Raw genomic sequence first — 15022 nt, 5'->3', positions numbered from 1 at the left:
CTCCAGCCCCGAGGTCCGTCAGGCGATCGAGACCGGAAAGGCGTGCGTCCCATCCGGGTTCAACCCCAGCTTCGTGACGCTCCGCACCGCTCCGAGGGGGAGCGAGCCATGGAGGTGCGGGAACAGGCCGGGGCGGGAGCCGCTGGCAGCCGGTTCCCAGCGCAGGGCGTCTCCGAGCGCGGCGACGTCCACCTCGACCAGGAACAGGTCCGGCTCTCCGGCGCGATGTCTGGCGGCGCTGGCGCGCACCTGCGCGGCGGTGGAGAAATGCAGGAAGCCGTCACGCTGATCATCGGCGCTGCCGCGGTACTCGCCCACGGCTTCGGCCGCCCGCCAATCCTCGCCACGCACCAGCGTGTAGATGGAGGTGACGGATTCGGGCGGGCTGGCTTGGGCGCTCATGCCGGCATGATGCCACTCAACGAGGGGGAGGCAGGAGCATCCATCGCGGGCACCTGCGCCGCGGCGGCGGGCGGCAGCCTGGCCAGTCCCAGCTTGACCAGCAGCATCGCCTCGTCCGGCGAGGCGGCCCACCGCACGACGCGCGCACAGGTGGCGCGCGCCTCGGGGGCAGGGGACCGCGGAAGGAACGTTCATTCCGCGAGTCCGCCGCCCCGAGGGGGCCCCTGGCGCGGCTTCCGGCGAGTCGAATCAGTCGTTGAACGCGCCCGCGGCGATCCACGAGCGCACCCGCACGAGGAGACCGGGATTCTGGTCGAAGTACGTCGGGTTGTTGCGCGGCATCCGGCTGCCGCACGTCGTGCCCTCCAGCTTGCGGACCAGCACCGAGTTGTCGGGCTCCAACGGGGCGACCCGCCTGAGGGTGTTGCAGGCGGCGACGTTCGCATAGGAGTTGACCAGGCTGCTGTAGCTGTCACCCGCCGTCAGGGTGAGGTAGCCGTTGGAGGGGTGGCACCCCGTGCAGCCCGCATCGCGCCAGATGGGCTGGATGTCGGTGCCGTAGCGCGGCACCGTCACTGAAAACCTCACGTTCCGGGCCACCGGGTCGCTGCGCCCATCCGTGACTCTGACGCTCAGGGTGAAATACACAGGCCCCGGTATCACCGGCGAGTACCACTCCGCGCTGGCGAGGGTGCGGTCACCCACCCAGGTACCCTGATGAAGAGCGGGTTCATCTTGCTGCCAGGAATAGGTGAGGGTGTCTCCGTCCGGGTCGGTCGCCGAAAGCGAGAAGGTGCCGATGGTGCCCGCGGTCAGCGTTTCTGGCGCGGTGATATTGGCGGACACGTCCGGCGGCTGGTTCACCGCCTGCACGCTCACGGCGACGGTGTCCTGCACACTGCCGCCCCGGCCGTCGGAGACGGTGACGCGCAACGTGAAGGTGCCACTGGTGCGCACGTCGGGCGCCGTCCACGTGGGCCTTGCCGCCGACGTGCTGCTGAACGTGCCCGCGGGAGAGGCGGGCGACGTCTGTTCCCACGAATAGGTGAGCGAGTCTCCGTCCCCATCCGTGGCGGTGACGGCGAGGGTGGTGGCCTCCTTGCGCGCCACGGTGGACGGCGTCGCGGACGGGCGCTCCGTCAGGGTCGGAGCGGTGTTGCCGGGGACGGCTGGCGGCACCACCGAAACCGACACCCGTCCCAAGGAGGTTGCGCCCTTGGCATCCTTCACCGTCACTTCCAGCGTGAACGACCGCGGCTCGCTCACCGTGGGCGCCGTCCAGCGGGGGCTCTTCTCGGTGGTGCTGCTGAAGGTACCGGAGGGTTCGGCGGGTATCTGGCGCCAGGCGTAGGTGAGCGCGTCGGATTCCGGGTCCGTGGCTTCGAGCGTCAGTGCGACGGTGTCGCCAGGAGCCACCCGCGCGACCTGCGCGGTGGGGCCGGTGAGCTTGGGAGGCATGTTGCCGGGCAGGTCTGGCGGGTCTGGCTCGTCACCGTTGTCACAGGCCGAGCCCGTGAAGCAGACACCGATGAGAGCGAGCGACGCGAGACACCGCTGTGTCCGAGAGAGCATGGCGCCCTTCCGTGAGGTGGGGGGGCCATGAGCCTAGAACACTCCGTCCCATGACAGTTGTACCGATGATGCACACCGCGCGCGGGCTGCTCATGCGGAACAAGCCGTAGCGCAACGGTCTTTTTGCCGCCACGTCTGCCGCGGGTATACCGGGGACGAAACGGGGTGCGCCCATGGCCGGGGAGCGCGCTTCATGCCGGGGGTCGAAGATGTCGCGAGTGATGCGGGGACTGGAGGCCGCCGTGACGGCGTGCCTGCTGGCGATGGCTGGCTGCGGCTCGACCGAGGATGCGCCGAAGCCGTGGGATGGGAGCTACACGGCGATGGAAGAGCAAGGGGACTGGGTGGACACCGGCCCCTACGCGAGCTGCAAGGTGCTCACGTCGGTCTATGACCCATGCCGCCCCGCACAGGAGACCTTCGACCTGTCCGGGTGCAAGCGCTCCACGCTCGGCGCGTTGGACCGCAAGGGCATCTACCGCATGACCTTGCGCTACGAAAACCCCGGCGACTGGGACTCCGAGCCCTACGCCACCGTGGGTGGCGGCAGCCTCCGGTTCGGCGAGGATGGGCAGCCCGTCAAGGTCCACGGGGCCCCGGTCTCCAGCACACAGATGGATGGCCAGACGTTCCTCACCGTGGCAACCGAGGCCGAGGATGTCGCAACAGACCAGGAGGCCATCGAGTTCGCGCTCTCGGGCTGCGAGGCGCCCACGTCCCGCGTGCTGACGGGCTGCTTCACCACCTGCGGCTCCGGCTACCTCCGCTATGCCGGCACCTTCCGCGCGGAGCGGATGGCCTGGGGCCGCGCCGAGCGCGAGTCCTCTGGCAACCTCCGGCCCATTTCCGAGTCGCGCGTGGAGCTTGGCTCGCCCACGGACGTCTATGTGGCGAAGGACCATGCCTATGTGGTGTCCATCAACCGCCATGGCGAGACGGGTGGGCTCACCGTGTTCGACGTGACCGATAGGGCCCATCCTCTCTTCAAGACGTCCATCAGCATGCCCGGGAACAGCTACTGGAACGGCGTCTGGGCCAAGGGGGACGCGCTCTACGTCGCCAGCGCCAACACGGGCCTCCTCGTCTTCGACATCTCCAACCCGGGCGCGCCGGTCTTCCTGCGCAGCTACCCGGATGGCGGGCCCATCGACGTCCACACCGTGCTGGTGGACGGGGATCGGCTCTATGCCATGTCGCCCTCTCCCAACCGGGAGACGCTCATCTTCGACGTCTCCACGCCCACCGCGCCGCAGTTGCTCGGGCGCCATGTGGAGTCCTTTGGTTTTCCGCATGATGCCTTCTCCTTCGGCGGCCGGCTCTATCTCAGCCACGGGGTTGGCGGGTACAAGGTGGTCGATGCGAGCGACCCGGCCAACGTCCGGTACCTGGGCGGCTATCGGTTCGCGGGCCAGTTCGCCCACCACAGCGCGGTGGGCACCATCGCGGGTCAGACGATTGCCTTCGAGGGCGGAGAGCGGATCGGCGCCCACCTGCGCGTGCTGAAGGTGGATGACCCGGCGAACATCGTGAAGATTGGCGAGTTCAAGCTTCGCGACGTCACCTCCATCCACAACATCATCCTGAAAGGCGAGCGGCTGTACATCGCCTGGTACCAGGAGGGAGTGCGCGTGCTGGACGTGTCCAATCCCACGAGCCCGCGCAAGGTGGCGCACTTCAACACCTTCCGCGATACGGACCCGAACACCCACGAGGACCAGTACGAGGGCGTCCTCGGCATCCGCGTGCCCGGAGATGGGTACGTCTACGCGGTGGATGACGTGCGAGGGCTGTTCATCTTCCGGGAGCCGTAGCGGGGTTCGCACGGTGGGGCGCGGCACGCGCGCAGTCTCACGTCTCGACCTTCTCCACCGGGTGGAGGCGGTGTCCTCGTGTCTTTCAATGACTACTGTCGGAAGCGCGGCGGCGGGGCTTCGAGGCCTCCGCCTCGGCGGCGGCAGCGCAGGCGCGCCACCAGCGCCTCGAAGACGGCGCAGGAGAGCAGCACCAGCCCGGCGAAGGGGACACGACGCCACTGAAGGCGGGCAAGGCCTACAAGGGCCGGGGCGCGCGCAAGACCAGCGTCCGCACCTGAGCGATTCGGGCCGGACTCCACGTCGTGCATCCGGGACGCGGGCGGAGAGCGGCATGAGGGACGAGGCAGGTCCCCTCCCCGCCCGGCGGCCCCCGTGGAAGGAACGTTCCTTCCGCGCGCACTCCACGAGCCCCCACCCCGTCTTCACGACGCTCGTGCTCCGTCAGGCAGCATGCCGGAGCCGTGAAGCCTGGGTACGGCCGGGGCCGTCAGCCCCCGGAGGCGAGGTATGGGCCAAGCCGCGCCTTCAATTGCTCGACCGCGACCTCCTTGTTGGCGGTTATCGAACGCTCGCTGTATTCGACAATGCGCACGACGGAGGTGCTGCCCAGCGCCGCCGCGAGACGGGCGCGCACCGGCTCAGGCAGCGCCGGCGACCCGGGGTCGAACAAGAGCTCGACCCAGGACGCGGTCTTGCCCGACGGGTCGCCCGGTGGGACGCCCGGCGGAGGCCGGCTGGGAGACCCTCCACGCGGCATGCGAAGGCTCATGGCCGGTGCAAGCTCGCGGAGCTCCACTGGCAGATGTTCCGGGTCTATCGGCATGTGAGGCGTCTCCTCTGAAGGGGTTGCAACACCCCCCTGGCCACGAACGTAGCGCCTCGCCTGCGAGAAGCGCTTCAGCGGACGAGGCAACCCCATCCAGGGCCGGGCGTACAGGCAGGATAGAAGCCATGTTGAGGGTGAGGGCTGGAGCGGAGGGGCCGAGAAGGGCCGCTGCCGGGGCCCGCCTTGCACTCGCCGGGGGCAGTCCCAGCTGCTCCAGAATCGCTCGCGACCCACCGGCGGAGCGGCGGCGCATAGGATGCGCCGACATGGACTTCCAGGCGCGACTCGAGGCGCTCACGCACCAACTCCGGCCCTGGTCCGCGCTCTGGTCCCGCTCCATCCTCCAGGGCTGGCCCGGGTCCGGCGCCGCCTATCCCGAGGACTGGCTGGCCTATGCCCGGTCGCTCGATGAAGCGGGCGAGCGGCGGCTGGACCAGGGGGTGCTCGTGGGCGTTCCGCCTCCGGCCCTGCGCGAGCTCCTGGGCGCGCTCCAGGAACTGACGGCGCTGCCCTGGCACGAGGGCCTTCACGCGCTGACAGTCCCGGAGACGCAGGGACTCAGCGCCAAGAAGACCCACGAGCTCGAGCGGGTGCTCGCCCTGCTCGCGCCGAGAACGCGCTTCATCCACCAGGCGGTCGATATCGGCGGCGGCATGGGACATCTCGCCCGCCTCTGTGCGCGGACCTTCGGGTGGACCTTCCACAGCATCGATAGGGACGCCGCGCTGCAGGACAAGGGCCGGCGGTGGCTGACGAGAACCCAACCCTCGGGCGGGGACACCCTGTGTTTCATCCAGGCCTCCGTCGAGGACGGGCTCCAACCGCGGCTCGATCCGCTCTTCTCCGGCCGGGACCGGGCCTCCATCGGTCTGCACACCTGCGGGCCGCTCGCCCTCACGCAGATTCGCAAGAGCCAGGGGGCGGGCTTCGTCCTGAACATCGGCTGCTGCTACGACAAGCTGGAGGCCCCGCGGGATTACCCCGTCTCCCGTTTCGGGGGGGCGCAGCCGCTGCCCTTCACCCCGCATGCCCTGGCGCTGACGACGCGGGGACGGCATCACAAGACCGAGGTGGAGTTCGCGCGGATGAAGCGGGTGTACGCGTGGCGCTTCGCGTTCCATCTCCTATCGAGGCGGCACTTTCCCGAGCGTGGCTTCGTGAGGGCAGGGGACGCGCCCCGGGCGCTCTATGACGGACGCTTCGCCGTCTACGCGCTCGACCGCCTGGAGCGCCTGGGCCTCGAGCCCGGCATGACGGACGCCGAGCTGGATGCCTTCGAGGTGTCCGTTCGCGCCGAGACGCGGGAGCTCTTGCTCTGCCATCTGCTGAGGGACCGCTTCGCGAGGGCGTTGGAGGTCGTGCTCCTGCTGGATCGCGCGCTCCTCCTGGAGGAGCTGGGCTTCCAGGTCGAGCTCCTCCAGCTCTTCGATCCGCGCCTGTCTCCGCGCAACCTCGCGCTCATCGCGTCGCGGAGTTAGGGGCTATCCTCCCGGCATGCCCCACGTCGACTACGTCATCATTCGTGGCTGCCAGGCTCCGGAAGAGGTGCAGCCAACGCTCCAGCGGCACGGCATCACCGCGGGCCCGGAGCTGCACGAGAAGGAGAAGGTGGAGCAGGTGCTGCTGGACGCCCTGGAAGAATTTCCGGAGGCGCTCATCTGCGTGGTGTTCCAGGACACGTCCTGGGAATTCGAGCACGGCGTGTTCCTGGCCTCCGACATCGGGCTCGACGAGGTGCAGGTCTCCTGGTCCTTGAAGGAGGAGGAGCTGGCCGGGTTCGAGGTGCCGGAAGGGGAGCAGGCCCGGGTCCCGCTCTCCGTCGACGCGGACAGCCTGCTCGACCTCTTCGACGGCGCGACGGAGGATGCTTCCGCCGAGGAGCACCTGCTGCGCCTGCCCGAGCGCTTCTTCGAGCGCCCGAAGGCACGGCAGGTGTTGGCGCAGGTCGCCGCGGTGCTCCAGCCCAAGCAGTTCCAGGTCCTCGTGGACATCGCCGGGCACTACTTCGTGGCCACGCTGGAGCGGAAGAAGGGCGTCACCCTGGCGCCGCTCTACCCCTGGGTGGAGGACGGCGAGGTGCGCAAGCTCATGCGCTCGGCGGTGGGCACTCCGGCGCCGGGGACCTTCGAGCCCTGTCCGAAGAAGGAGCGGGCCCGGGGCGGCTCGAAGAGGGACCCCCAGCGGCCCTTCACCACGGGCTCGCTGAAGGCGCGCATGGACAGCGTCCAGGACGCCACCGTCATGAGCCGCGCCGAGTATGGCCACAGGACCTTCGTGGAGACTCCCGAGGCCTTCGAGCAGCTCGAGGCCGCGCTGCGGGCCCCGGAGAACGCGGGGCCCGGGTTCGCCCCGGTGCGCAGCGCGCTGTACCCGGTGCTGTTCAAGTGCTGGCCGGAGAAGACCCGGCCCCTGCTCTTCTCCGGGCTGGAAGCGGAGCAGGACGACGCGGTGCGAGGGCAGCTCTACGCCTGCCTGTCGAAGGTGGAGGACCCGGCCGCGTACCACGCCCTGGCGCGGGGCATGAAAGTGGAGCCGCCCGGGGTGCTAGAGCGCCTGTCCCAGGTCATCTGGCGGCAGCAGGCCACGGTGGAGCTGCTGGTCCGCGAGTACCTCGTCCCCGCCTGGCCGGAGGAGCGCGCGCTGGCGGACCGCCTCGTGAAGGTGCTGCGCGACGAATATGTGGAGATCCCGCCCGCCTGGGTTTCCGAGGCACCCGAGGAACTGCTGAAGGTGCTCGGCCCCGTCATCGCGAAGGCCTAGGGCAACCCCAGGTGCTCCACAATCGCTCTCACCCCTCCTGCTCCCTTCACGGACGCCAACACCCTCAAGCCTGCCTCCGCACCTCAAGCAACCGAACACGTCCAGGGCGAACGCCCTACGTAGCAGCCCGGCCCAGTCCACTCGGGGTGGGCGCTCCTTCTTCGCCTCCTCCACCGTCCCGGCAAAGGTCGCACTCCCCTCCCCCGGCTCAGGCTTCGCACCTGCTTGGGGGAGCGCTTCGTGGACGGGAAGCTGCGAATGCGGCCCTCTGTACCGCACCGGATTGTTGAGACACCAGACGTGTTGGCTGCACCTAGCTTCGGCGTAGTGCCGCTTCCACTTCTTGTAACGGGTGCAGCCTCTCTTCCCACTCCCTATCCACCGAGCGCGTCACCTCCCGGTTCTCCGACCTCACCCCGACGAATGAATCATGAGCAGCGATACCAGCAGAACTGGACGAACGACACGGCCCCTACCTGCCCAACTCATCCCTGCGCTTCATCAGGATGGAATGCGGATCCTCGCGATCTCCTCGGTGTGCCAGATTGCTGTCGCGGATCCTGGCAGACTGAAAGGACTGCACGAAGTGGGCGTAGTGCGCCGCAAGATAGCGGTTTTCGTCCTCGCTGAGCGTGCGAGTGAGGACTCCGCGCAGGCGCTGCACGAGTCTGCTGTGATACCGAAGATTCCACTTCAAGCCCAAGCCGACCTTGAGCAGCGCAGGCCCAGGTAGAAGCAGCGGAAGAGGTTTGTCAGGGTCGATCGCGTATGCGACCGGATGCTCCGGGGCGAAGCCGATGGATATGCCCATCTCCAGCGTCAATCCGTTTCCTCCAACCATTCTCGACGAGACGCCGGTGTAGTCGATGACCATGCCTCGAGAGCGAGCCATACAGGATGCGACAACGCGGTCCCATTCCGTGTCGATCGTCGACCAAAGCCGCAGGCGGTCGAAGTCGCGGGGGCGTAGCGTGGCAAGCACGTACCAGGACACTGACCGCGATTCGATTCGTCGAGGACTCACGATCATGACCATCTTGAACGGCCGGGCAGCCATCAAGGTGGCGAAGGCTACCGACGCTCGAGATTTGCAGAAGTTGCGAAGGTAGAGGATGTACTGGCCTCGCAGTTCGGATTCCAGCGTCGGGGTGTGCCCGGGCCTCAGCATCCGCCACGCCCGCACGGCCTCCACCAACACTCCTGTGGCCAGCCCCAAGGCGGGCACAAGTTGATCGGCGGTCACAGTGCACGCGAGGATGAGGTCCGCGACCAGCAGCAGCAATCCCGCGCTCATGAGCCAACGGCGTTCGACTTCATGCCGCCCTGACTCTTCCGGAGCGATGTCGGCCTTGCCGTAGAAGTTTTCTCTCGGATAGATCGGTGCGCTCTGCAAGCGGACAAAGGCTCGCCCGCAGCGAAAGGTCAGGTAGACGCCGAGCAACAGCAGAGCTGCGTGTGACAAGACGGCCCACGGGCCATCGGGCTGTACGTGACGGCTCAAACGCAGAAGGACAGTCAGCCCAAACACGAGGGCAAGCGGCAACACAGCGGCCGCAACGACGCTTCCTGCTCGCTCGGCCCATGGCGTGATCCGGCGCGGCGAAGCGCCACCGGAGTCAGCGGCGAAAGGCTCCGTGCGCGACCACGGCCAGAACTTCCTTCTCTTTGGCTGTGCAGGGACATCATCGCCCCACAAGTGTCCCGTCCATTCGCCAGGGCCCTCCAGTTCGTCGTCCGGTATTCCGCGAACGAGCCCCTCGCTCGACAACACAAGGTAGCGCTCAAAGAAGTCCTCCAGTACCGCCTTGAACTGGTCCACAGGTGCCACTGCCAAGAAGTGATCGACATGGCGGCGGACGAGTTCGCCGGTGCTCTTGGGCAGGTCGATGTCAACGGTGGTCAGGCCGTCCCAAGACGCGAATCCGAGCGTTTCGCCGGCCGCACCAAGAATTCGCCAACGGCGGGGCGGTAGTTGCTGTGGTTCGGCGTCGCCATTCTCTCTAAAGTTGGTCACCAACGATATCGGAAGGCGCAAGGGTTCGTCCGGCCTGTCTATCACAAACCCGCTTGGCGCCTCGAAAGAAGAAGGCAAGGTGTAGACGTCGAATAAGAGTTGAATCGGTCCGTCGAGCCCTTTCCCTGGCAGCTCGTAGATATCGAGGGGACCCACCGCGCCCTCCGGCGTGAAACTGCCGCGCCGCTCGAATTCCGGTGGCTGTCCATCGCGACACCGCAAGCGCGCCAGGTACTGTCGTTCATTGAACGGGCCGAACAGGATCCCGCCGCCTACGCGGATAGGGTTGTGCGGACTGATTCCGAAGTCGGAAGGATGCGCTCCCATGACCATGCCTCCGATGCCACACCTGCTGTAAGTATCGGCGCTCGCGCGCGCCTTTGCCATTCGTCAAGGTCAGGCCGTAAGGGCCACCCCTCTCAAGGTGTTGGGAGCATGTCGCTCCCTGGCAGGGCATGTAAGGAATCATGTCGGGAGCCACGCGAGCCCTCGTCCGCGTTTCTCTGGGCCCCGCGAGCAGGTTTTTCGTGCCGCGGCTTCGTGAAAGGCGCCTCGTTCCCTGCATCCGTCTGAGACTCGAAGCTGCGCCAGAGCTTCTCGGGAATGGCAATCATCATCCCGCCATAAGTGGCCTTCACTTCGTCTGCTACGTAATAGCTGGACAACTCTGCCGACTCCAACCGGTGTTCGGTCTCGACTGCCGCCAGCATTACCGCCAGCGCGTTGTACGCCATCACCGCCACACCGAAGGCCAGCAGGGCTGCTCGCGGGTAGCCCAGCGTCTTCACCTCGCTCTTCAACACCGACTCCAGTCGGCCAAACATCCCTTCGATGCTCCAGCGCCGCCGGTACAGCCGCGCCACCTCCTTGCCCCCCATGCGCTCGGCGGGCACGTTCGTCAGCAGCCGAATACGGGTATCGCCATCCTCGGTCGGCTCCTCCAATTGCAATTCAATTCGCCGCAGCCGCGAGCGCCGTCCCTGCTCGTCTTCCACCTCGACGGCTTGCTCGAAGACGACTCCCGTTTCGACTCGTCCCACCTTCTTCAGCGGCCCCACCTCGGCCGGGTGCGGGGAGCGGCCATGCTCGCGGATGAGGAAGGCGGCCTGCTTGTCCTCGAGGGAGAAGAGAATCCGAGTCGTCGAGAAGTTCCTGTCCGCCAGCCACAACTCCCCAGCCTGCACTCGCTCCAGCACCGGCCCCATCAGCGTCCGCTCCTGCGCGTGCGCATCCTCTGCCGGGAACATGTCCACCACCAGGTCCCACTCTGGCGCGTAGACCACCAGCGATTGTCCGGGCAGCGCCGCTCCTCGGAAGCCCCGCAGCGGCTTGAGCCGTTTCTGGCTGGCCGCCAGGTGGTTTCCATCCAGCACCCGCACGCGATAGCCCGCCGCCCAGGGCGACTGCTGGAGCTTCAGTTGCTCCACCACGGGCCGCAGCCGCTCCCCGCAGCCCTGCACCAACTGCCGCACCACCTGCGGCTCGGTGTGGTGCACCTTCTCGTAGAGCGCCTGCAGCGACACCTTCAGCGCATCATCGGCCTGGGCTGCGGCATGAAGCGACGGCCGCAGGCCCAAGGCCACCAGCGCCATCAGGTCCACCTCGGTGGAGAAGAGTAGCTCGCGGGTGTACTGCCGCTGGCGGTGCTGCTCGAACAAGGCATCCAGCCACTCGGGACTCAACGCCCGCTGCATGAGCAGCCGCGCCATGACGGGCAAGGGGCTCTGGCGCACGAAGCGCTCGAAGACGGCTTCCAGGGCCATGACTCTTCCTCCGGCCAATCCACCCTGAAAGATGCTTTCGGCGGCCCCTCCAGGCGCCGCTACCCGAAGCCACCGCTACCTCTCCTGCCGCCCCGCCCGCCAGGGAGCCTCCTCCATCACCTTGAGAGGGGTGGCCGTAAGGGCGCAATCGATGGCTGCAGGCTCGCTCGCCCGACCTGCTACGTCTCGGCATCCGGCTTCACAAGCCCAACTAGATCCGCACCGGTTCGCGCCGGTGCGGCCGCCGTCGCAGCAGACAGACCGAACCACGTTCACTCGGCACACGAGCTCATACCCCGCCAGGCTCATCAGCAAGGTGCCTGCCACAAGCACCGACCCCTCCCCCCACGGCCGGCCGCCACGCCATCGGCCGCAGCAACTCTGTCAACAGCACGATCAGCCTCTGGTGAAGGATGTAAACTGAGAACGCCGCCTCCATGAGGCAGCGGAGCCAGCGGTGGTCACGGTTGGGTTGGTGAAGGACGAATCCGAACAAGGCGACCAGGCACACCACTGCATCGACGCGAACACGAGGCACCACGCGGCGAGCGGCCCTGAGAGCGTAGCGGTTGGCGTTCCGAAGCTCTCCGTGAAGGAGGTCGAAAGCGTCTCCCAGCGCCAGCGCGATGCTCTCCCAGATGCCGCTTGAGCGGGCCAGCGCCGTGCCGGGCAGGAAGAAGTTCGAAGTACTACGCATGCGATGAACCAGTCGCCCACCGGCCTTGAAGCCCACCTGCGGCGCACACCCACCCTGGGCGCTGTCCCAGATGCGCTACCGTAACCACGGCAAGCCGGTGGCCAGGGCCTCTGTCGTCCGCTGGATGAAAAGGCGCAGGCATGGGCATGGCTGCCGGTCACCGGGGCAGCTTCACATCCTCCAGCACACACCTTCTGATCGCGACTGGCGATGCGAGGAGCGCCCGCAAAGGCCATCCAGGAACTGGCCTGGCACGAGAACCTCGCCACCACCCAGCGCGCCACGTGCACCTGTCTCCGGGGGCCACGGACGCGGCCACCGGCCTGCTGGATGGGGTGGCCCCCTGGATTCGTGGAGGCGGGAGCGGGCCGACGGAGCAGCGCGGGCGCCGGAAAAGCGAAGGGCCCGGAACCTTGCGATTCCGGGCTCTTCTATTGGCGAGGAGTACGGGACTTGAACCCGTGGGCAGGGCGATAGGAAACCTCAAGCAGGACGCGCTGTTACCCGCTATCGCCTTGATTCTCCTCGGGTTCGTCATCCCGCCCCGTCCCGTCTCGCCCCATCTTGTCCCGTTCTCATCCCCGCTGGAGGGGCACATTGGGGGCACATCGCCGGCCTTCTTGCCCTGGAAGTGGAGCACGCCGCGGGCGTTGGACCCGGCGACGGGCATGGACCAGTCCACGGTGCCGGAAGTGGCGGACCAGGTCTGGCTCGACCGGGGAACCCGGATGCGGCCATGGGACCAGCCCCACCACGCGGTGTCGATGGGCTCACCCAGCAGTTCCCGCGCCTCCTCGCATTCCTCGAGCTGCTTCAGCGCGGCCCGGGTCGCGCCGCTCATGCTCAGCCGGATGCGCTCCCAGGCCTGGAAGCCCAGCACGAGGACCGGGACGCCGATGACGGTCTAGACCACACGTGTCGAAGGCCTGGCCGGGCGGGAGGTGGAGGCGGGCATATGGGGTCAGCGTATCGCGTCTCCTGGCACGACCTGGCACATGTAGACCCGCTCGAAGCCGTCCTGAGGCTTGCAGGCGAGCACCCACGGTGTGGCGGTCTCCGGAGCGAGCGGCTGAAGCTCCTTGCCGAGGATGCACATGGCGCGGTCGGCCGTGATCCACTCGCACCGGGCGGCCGTGAGGGGCTCCTTGGGCGTGCACTGGTCCTGCTCGCGCCAGAGCGCCACGGGAACGGGCGGCAGCCTCCCCGTCCTGAGCCAGTCCAGCTCGGCATCTCCCTTCGAGACCATCCGGGTCCGGGTGCACATGGAGGTTGCGACGCGCCCTTCATGCAGATGGGCGTAGACGAGGTACTCCTCTCCGGACTCGAAGGAGTAGCTACAATCACCGCCGCCGCCGCCGTCCGGGTCCACGACGAGCTTCGCCCCTCCGGTGGCGCCCTTGAAGGCCTCGATGACTTCGATGCGGACCTGCCCGGACGCCACCGAGACCACGCGGCCATGAACGATGACGCCGGCCCCGTCGCGTGCCGTGCGAAGCTCGGTCGGGAGGTCGGTCCAACCGCCACAGCTACAGGCATCGGCGGAGGACGGCAGGGCGAACAGCGTACTTCCCAGCAGCAGGACGATGAGCCTCATCCACGCAATCCTACCTGGATTTGGGCGCGGCCACCGCCAGCCCATCTCAGGGTCTGCGCGCGGTGAGGATGGGCTGGTAGAAGCCGGTCTCCTCGGGCGCGTGCCAGCGGGTATCCACCAGCCCTGCCCTGGGCAGGCGTGTACCCCAAAGGGGCTCAAGAGGCCTGTCCACCGGCCGGGCGCACTGCTCGGGCTGCCCCGTCAGCGGCCCTCCTCGGCCCCGGTGTACCGGCTCGCCACTTTAAAGTGCTCCATCTTTCCTGGGCATTCTTCAAATTGGCGGCTGCTTGATCGAGCGGTGAGGCCCTCCACCGGGCGCGGTTGTCACCTCGTCCGGGTGGCGCGTCGAAGCGGCAATCGTCCGCGCGCTATTGGTGGGCTCGGTCTCTGTCGAAAGCTCGTCCGCGCTGGCGGCTTCAATCACGGGCGGGGTGATGCCGCCCTCGTCTTCCGGCACTTCCAAATCCCAGAGCCTGGCACCTGCCTCTACGAGTGCTCGCTGGACCTCCCTCACCGCGTCCTCGCCCGTGTAGGACTCCAACTGCGCCAGTCGCGCACGCATGACGGTTTCCAGCTCGGCGGCCGTGGCGAAGCGCTCAGCGGGGTTGCGCCGCAACAGCGTGTGGAGGATGTCGCGCAGAGGCACGGGCAAACCTTCCGCCGCGCGCTCTACGTCCCCGGAGCGGTAGGCCATGGCGCACCAGATGGCGTCCTCGGCAAATGGCGGCAGCTCCGTCACCATGGACGCCACCGAGGCCGCGAGTGCCTGCTCCCGTTCCTCTTTCGATAGCCGCGCCTCCACCTCCTCAATGCGCAGGTGGCCCGGGTCGTAGAGGTGCCGCCCGGTGGCGAACTCCAGCAGGGTGAGCCCCAGGGAGAACAGGTCAGCCCGAGCGTCCACCACCTCTCCCAGCAACATCTCCGGCGCGGCGTAGAGGACTTCGCCCTGGGGACGCGGGAGCGAGGTCGCCAGTCGGCCCGCCAAGTGCGAGAGGGCCACCCCGAAGTCCGTCAGCCTCACCTCGCCGTGCGGGCCCATGCGAATGCGGGCTGGGTTCACGTCGCGGTTGACGATGCCCAGCGGCACGCCCGCGTCATCCGTGCGCGTGTGCGCGTAGTCCAGGGCCGCCGCGACTTCCGCGCCCACGTAGAGGATGAACGCCTCGGAGAAGTAGCGCCCGCACGCCTGGGCCACGCTCAGCAGCGTGTTGAGCGTCAGCCCCTCGACGTTCTCCATCGCCACGCACAGGCCGTACTCCATTTCAAAAAGGCCGTGGACGCGAGCGATGCGCGGGTGTTTGAGGTAATGCGCCAGCCTGACCTCTTCATCCAGCCGAGCACGGGTGCGCCGGTATTTCTCGGTCAGGTTCGCCACGTGCGGCACGGGCACGCACTTGAGCACCACGCAGGGGCCCAGCCGCTGTCCCGTGCGGGTCTGGGCGAGGAGGATTCGCTCGCCGACACGCCCTTGCCCCAGGTCCCGGAAGAACTCGTAGGAGGTGTCGCCATTCGTGAATAGGACAACGCTCCCGGCACGCCGAGAGTCAGACGGATTGGACATAGGCGGGAGGCTCCGGTGC

Annotated in this window: 11 protein-coding genes; 3 read left to right on the top strand and 8 right to left on the bottom strand. The window is 67.7% G+C overall.

Going from position 1 to position 15022, the window contains the following annotated elements:
* Positions 1 to 18: 18 nt before the first annotated feature.
* Positions 19 to 402 (bottom strand): DUF952 domain-containing protein, encoded by a 384-nt coding sequence (locus G4D86_RS39910; protein ID WP_163999542.1) that lies wholly within the window; start codon positions 400 to 402, stop codon positions 19 to 21.
* Positions 403 to 651: 249 nt separating this feature from the next.
* Entirely contained in the window at positions 652 to 1974 is a 1323-nt protein-coding gene (locus G4D86_RS39905) for an Ig-like domain-containing protein (RefSeq protein ID WP_163999541.1), read from the bottom strand.
* A 209-nt stretch (positions 1975 to 2183) separates the two neighbouring features.
* On the opposite strand from G4D86_RS39905, the gene G4D86_RS39900 reads away from it, so the two are divergent.
* Complete coding sequence (locus G4D86_RS39900; RefSeq protein WP_240360738.1) at positions 2184 to 3785, top strand: LVIVD repeat-containing protein; 1602 nt, start codon at positions 2184 to 2186, stop codon at positions 3783 to 3785.
* 490 nt (positions 3786 to 4275) lie between these two features.
* On the opposite strand, the gene G4D86_RS39895 is transcribed toward G4D86_RS39900, so the two are convergent.
* Complete coding sequence (locus tag G4D86_RS39895) at positions 4276 to 4611, bottom strand: hypothetical protein (RefSeq protein ID WP_163999540.1); 336 nt, start codon at positions 4609 to 4611, stop codon at positions 4276 to 4278.
* Positions 4612 to 4880: 269 nt separating this feature from the next.
* Between G4D86_RS39895 and G4D86_RS39890 the strand changes: the two genes are divergently transcribed.
* The gene (locus G4D86_RS39890; RefSeq protein ID WP_163999539.1) at positions 4881 to 6092 is read left to right on the top strand and encodes a methyltransferase; all 1212 of its coding nucleotides are present in this window, start codon (positions 4881 to 4883) and stop codon (positions 6090 to 6092) included.
* Between the two features lie 16 nt (positions 6093 to 6108).
* Positions 6109 to 7374 (top strand): hypothetical protein, encoded by a 1266-nt coding sequence (locus G4D86_RS39885; RefSeq protein WP_163999538.1) that lies wholly within the window; start codon positions 6109 to 6111, stop codon positions 7372 to 7374.
* Positions 7375 to 7846: 472 nt separating this feature from the next.
* Here the strand turns inward: G4D86_RS39885 and G4D86_RS39880 are convergent, their stop codons facing one another.
* The 5 genes from G4D86_RS39880 to G4D86_RS39850 all read right to left on the bottom strand — a co-directional run bounded on the left by G4D86_RS39880 (position 7847) and on the right by G4D86_RS39850 (position 15003).
* Entirely contained in the window at positions 7847 to 9715 is a 1869-nt protein-coding gene (locus G4D86_RS39880) for a hypothetical protein (RefSeq protein ID WP_163999537.1), read from the bottom strand.
* Between the two features lie 92 nt (positions 9716 to 9807).
* On the bottom strand, positions 9808 to 11151 hold the full coding sequence (locus G4D86_RS39875; protein ID WP_240360737.1) for an IS4 family transposase: 1344 nt from the start codon (positions 11149 to 11151) through the stop codon (positions 9808 to 9810).
* An 854-nt stretch (positions 11152 to 12005) separates the two neighbouring features.
* Positions 12006 to 12689 (bottom strand): cytochrome c oxidase assembly factor Coa1 family protein, encoded by a 684-nt coding sequence (locus G4D86_RS54370; RefSeq protein ID WP_163999535.1) that lies wholly within the window; start codon positions 12687 to 12689, stop codon positions 12006 to 12008.
* Positions 12690 to 12809: 120 nt separating this feature from the next.
* On the bottom strand, positions 12810 to 13442 hold the full coding sequence (locus G4D86_RS39860) for a hypothetical protein (protein WP_163999534.1): 633 nt from the start codon (positions 13440 to 13442) through the stop codon (positions 12810 to 12812).
* 271 nt (positions 13443 to 13713) lie between these two features.
* The gene (locus tag G4D86_RS39850) at positions 13714 to 15003 is read right to left on the bottom strand and encodes a serine/threonine protein kinase (RefSeq protein WP_163999533.1); all 1290 of its coding nucleotides are present in this window, start codon (positions 15001 to 15003) and stop codon (positions 13714 to 13716) included.
* Positions 15004 to 15022 lie beyond the last annotated feature (19 nt).

Origin of the sequence: Pyxidicoccus caerfyrddinensis (assembly GCF_010894405.1) — a bacterium.
GTDB lineage: Bacteria > Myxococcota > Myxococcia > Myxococcales > Myxococcaceae > Myxococcus > Myxococcus caerfyrddinensis.
This window is presented reverse-complemented; position numbering and strand designations above follow the sequence as displayed.